Source organism: Flavobacterium sp. (genome assembly GCF_035760125.1).
In the GTDB taxonomy this organism is placed as follows: domain Bacteria; phylum Bacteroidota; class Bacteroidia; order Flavobacteriales; family Flavobacteriaceae; genus Flavobacterium.
This window is the reverse complement of record NZ_DASTTN010000238.1, coordinates 1-4,744: the sequence shown is the minus strand read 5'-3', so window position 1 is coordinate 4,744 and position 4,744 is coordinate 1. Positions and strand designations below refer to the sequence as shown.

The window sequence follows — 4,744 nt, the reverse complement described above, 5'->3', positions numbered from 1 at the left end:
TTACAAGCATATTATAATAGTGATGAATCTACAAGATTGGAGCCGACATTTACCATCATTACCACTTTTGTAAAGTATACTTTTAATAATCCTATTTTTGTTTTTATTATTTATGCTTTTCTAGGTGTGGGCTTAAAGTTTGTTGCTATTAAACAACTTACGAAGTTATATCTGCTATCTGCACTTTTGTATTTTTGTAATTTTTTTTTATTACACGAAATGACCCAAATTCGTGTAGGAATTGCTTCTGGAATTTTACTGTTGTGTATAAAACCATTGTATAATAGGAATTTTAAAGGCTTTTTTTTTTTAGTTTTAATTGCTACAAGTTTCCATTATTCATCTGTTGTGATGTTGACACTTTGGTTTTTAAACCCGCTTTCTTTTAAAAGAAATTTGTATTTGAGTATTATACCTTTAGTTTATTTTTTGGCCCTTAGCGGTTTAACTCTCGGTTCTTTAATTGAACGTATCCCTATAACACAAGTACAGTCATTATACTCCATGTATCAATTACAAATTAAAAACGGAGAAGGAGATGTTATTAATTTATTTAATTCTTTGCAGATACTTAGATGTGGTATTCTTCTTTTTTTAATTTATTTTGCAGAACGATTAGTTTTAATAAATAACTATGCAATTCTTTTAATTAAAATTTATACACTTGCTTTAAGTTGTTTTGTGGTTTTCTCAGATATTCCAGTTGTTAGTTTCAGGATAAGTGAGTTGCTATCAATTGTTGAAATAATATTAATTCCTTTATTATTGTGTGTTTTTAAAGAGAAACATATAGCTATAATATTCCCCATAAGTATTGGATTATTAATGTTATTGACTAACTTGTTTTATGTTAAACTTATTTTTTAATGTTTATTTCTGATTTTAAGGAATTCTTTATTGGGATATTTAGTATCCAAATCAGTAAGTTATATTATTTTTTTGTATGAGTGAAATATGTTTAATCATTGTATTGTATTTTCCAAAGGATGAGCAGTTAAAGGCTTTATTGGAAATGATAAGGAATGAAAAAGTATCTGTTATTTTTGTCGATAATACTTCTGAAATTGTTAATGATGAGTTATTATTTTTATCGAAAGAAGAAAATTCAGTTATAATTTATTTACCTCAAATGATTAATAAAGGGATTGCTGAGGCTCAGAATATTGGAATAGTCAAAGCTAAGAGTAATCCAAAGTTTCGATATGTTCTATTTCTTGATCAAGATAGTGTTATTGAAAAGGATTTTGTGAAAAAAATGATCAATGAGTATCTGCGAATAGAAAAAGAGGGGATCAATATAGCGGCATTGGGTCCAACTATAATTAATATAGATAAGAAAGAAAAATATAAGCAGGAATCAAGTTCAGTGAAGCAACGTAAAGATGGTTTTTATTTGCCATCAGCTTTAATTAGTTCTGGTATGATGATAAGTTTAGAGACTTTGAATTCTGTAGGACTGATGGAAAGTAAATTGTTTATAGATGCCGTCGATTTTGAATGGTGTTGGCGCGCAAAATCAAAAGGATATGACTGCTGTATGACTGAAAATGTTTTAATGCCTCACAAAGTTGGGATTCAAGATAAATCTTTCTTTGGTTATACTATATTAGTATCTAGTCCTGTACGATATTATTATCAATACAGAAATTTTATTTGGCTATTAAACCGATCATATGTGCCGCTTAATTGGAAAATAAAAAATTTTTTAAAGAAAATATTCTTATTATTCTATTTGCCATTTTGTACTTCTGATGGAATAAAAAATTTCACAAATAGTATTAATGGTATAAAAGCGGGTTGCCAGGGGGCTTTAAAATAATCCGAACTATGCGCTTTTATATGCCAATTTCGTCAATGTATCAAAGACTAATTCTGTAACAATCTTTTTTCCTTTATGTCTAACCAAATCTATATATTTCCACGTTATTCCTCAAAAGGGCCTAGTAGTAGGTACCGCATTTATAATTATTTGGAATATTATAAAGAAGCGGGCTATTCTGTCAGTATTTATCCTTTATTTGGGGATTGGTATTTAGACTGTATATGGCAGCATCGGGCTAAATGGAAAATCCTTCACAAAATATTATTTGCCTATCTTAAAAGATTGGTGTTGATTTTATCAATGCCGTCGAATTCGATAGCTTATATAGGAGCTGAATTATTTCCCTATTTGCCATATGGTTTTGAGATTATATTCAAGTTGAAGAGAGTAAAATACATTATAGAATTTGATGATGCTATTTTTCATTATTATGATATGAATTCCTCGAAATACGTCAGTAATTTTTTAGGAAACAAAACATCAAAAGCAATTGCAAATGCCTCCTCTGTAATTACTGGTGCTGAGTATCTGACCAATTATGCATCAAATTTTAATCAATCTGTAATTGAAATTCCAACAACAATTGATGCGATTAAATATTGTAGGAGTCAGGTAATTTCTACTGGAGAGTTTGTGATAGGTTGGATAGGCTCTTTTTCACAAAGTAGTCAAATCATTAATTTAGTACCTGTGTTTAAAAGGTTAGCTGAAAATTATAATTATAAATTACATTTGGTAGGTTTCGATAAACATTTAGAAAAATATTTAGAAGGAATTCCGTATGAAATTATTGAATGGACTGATGAGGGAGAGATTAAAGAGATGTCCAAGTTTTCGGTTGGAATTATGCCTCTTGATGACACTCCTTTTAGTAATGGAAAATGTGCTTTTAAATTAGTTCAATATATGGGAGTAGGGATTCCAACTATTTCAACACCATTGCGTTCTAATATCAATATAAATAGGGGTTTAGATAATGTTTTTGCATCGACTCATGAAGAATGGTACATCGCTTTTGAGAGAGTTATCCTAAATAAAGAACATTATGTAGAAGTTGGAAAAAACAACAAAGAGATTGCTATGCAGTATTATACAATACAAGTAAACTATAAAAAGTATATTTCAGTTTTTGAAATGCTTTTGAACAGATAGTATTTCTCGAAATTTTTAGATTTAATAAACATGAAATATTCTTATTTTACCGTTGTTTTTTTTATTCTTTTGCTTTTACTTTCCTTCAGAGTATTAGAAAGCGAAGATACTTTTGTTTATAAAAATATACCTGAAAAATATAAAAATAATAAAGGCAATTTTGGAAAAGCTATTTTGATTTCAAAAAAAACAAGAGATGCTTCTTATCCAATAGTGAGGAGTTTTCCTGTTGGTTACGATACTGGAGGTAAAACAGATTACACAGATATAATTCAGAAGGTTCTTAATACCCATAATAATGTTACGTTTCCAGAATTTCCATTATTAATTAATTCAAAAGGGTTAAGTTTAAAAAATAATAGTCAAGTTATTTTTAAGAAGGGATCTAAATTATTGTTAGAGACGAATTCCAAACAGAATTATGAGATTCTTCGATTGCATGAAGTTAGTAATGTAACGGTCTATTCGCCTACTATTATTGGTGATAGAGAAGGACATATGGGGACAACAGGTGAATGGGGTTTTGGAATATCAATAAGAGGATCCCAAAAAATTAAAATTCTCAATGCAGTAGTTAAAAATTGTTGGGGAGATGGTATATATCTTGGTACTACTGGAGCTTTAACTAATTCTGATATTGTAATTAAAAACAGTTTTTTAGACAATAATAGAAGAAATGGAATTTCAATTATATCGGGTATTAATATTACTATTTCGAATTCATTAATTTCTAATACCAATGGTACTGCACCAATGAGTGGTATAGATTTGGAGCCCAATAGTAATAAAGAGTTTTTAAGAAATATTGCTTTAAAAAACATTATTACTTTTAATAATAAAAATGAGGGAATTTTAATTGCATTAAGGGCATTGTACGGGAAAGAGAATAAAAATGCGACCATAGCAATAGAAAATCATTTAGATGATAATTCTGGGTTTGCTATGGGTTTTGCATTTCCAAAAAAGAATCCTGATTTTAAAAATATAGAAGGGAATGTTACTGTTATTAATTCAATTTGGAAAGATAACACAGCTAATTTAGTTAGGTTTCATGATAATAATGATAATGTTACTGTTAAAATAGTTCGTCCCAAAGTAATAAATAAAGACAGTAATTTTTCTCAAAAAAAGATGGAGGAATTAAAGACTAAATGTAAAACGGGAGAAAAATTTTTGTTAATTGAATAGTTTTTTGAAATCTAATATTATATAAAATGAAAATAGCCCTAGTGGAGAATTTCGGTTCAGATTTTGTAGGTGCACGGTTACGATATGCATTGTTCTTAAAGGAAAATGGGATTGAGGTGACTGCTATTATACCAAATGATGGTCATCGTAAGATTATAGAAGAACAAGGAATTCGTGTAATGGAAGTTGGTGCTAATATCAGAGGAAATGGTATTGTAAATAAAATTAATTATGCCATAAAATTAAGATCAATTTTAAAAAATGAAAATTTTGATCTTGTTCATTTTTATAGGCTGCAGCCCAATATTATCGGTACTTTTGTTGCAGGTATAAGTACTAAATCAAAGATAGTAAATCATGTAACAGGTTTGGGAGTTGCCTTTACAAATAAAAAAAGCAAGAATTTAATTCTGCAATTTGTAATTAAATTTTTATATCGATTTAATAGTTATTTATTCAGTCCTTATACAATTTATCAAAATAAACAAGATGCTTTAGATCTGGGAGTTCATAAAAAATCAATCTGTATAGAGGGAAGTGCCGTCAATGAAAGTAAATTTGATGTAGAGGCGGTGGAGAGAA

Annotated in this window: 5 protein-coding genes; all 5 read left to right on the top strand. The window is 28.8% G+C overall.

The annotated features are described in order from the left end of the window. On the top strand, positions 1-867 hold an 867-nt coding region (locus VFS71_RS08625; RefSeq protein ID WP_326400607.1), incomplete at its 5' end, for an EpsG family protein. Between the two features lie 76 nt (positions 868-943). Then, complete coding sequence (locus VFS71_RS08620; RefSeq protein WP_326400605.1) at positions 944-1,819, top strand: glycosyltransferase family 2 protein; 876 nt, start codon at positions 944-946, stop codon at positions 1,817-1,819. Positions 1,820-1,894: 75 nt separating this feature from the next. Beyond that, positions 1,895-2,974: a glycosyltransferase gene (locus tag VFS71_RS08615; protein ID WP_326400603.1), complete on the top strand. Its 1,080-nt coding sequence runs from the start codon at positions 1,895-1,897 to the stop codon at positions 2,972-2,974. Positions 2,975-3,004: 30 nt separating this feature from the next. Next, on the top strand, positions 3,005-4,162 hold the full coding sequence (locus tag VFS71_RS08610) for a right-handed parallel beta-helix repeat-containing protein (protein ID WP_326400601.1): 1,158 nt from the start codon (positions 3,005-3,007) through the stop codon (positions 4,160-4,162). 26 nt (positions 4,163-4,188) lie between these two features. Continuing rightward, positions 4,189-4,744: glycosyltransferase (locus VFS71_RS08605; protein WP_326400599.1), on the top strand; the 556-nt coding region annotated here is incomplete at its 3' end.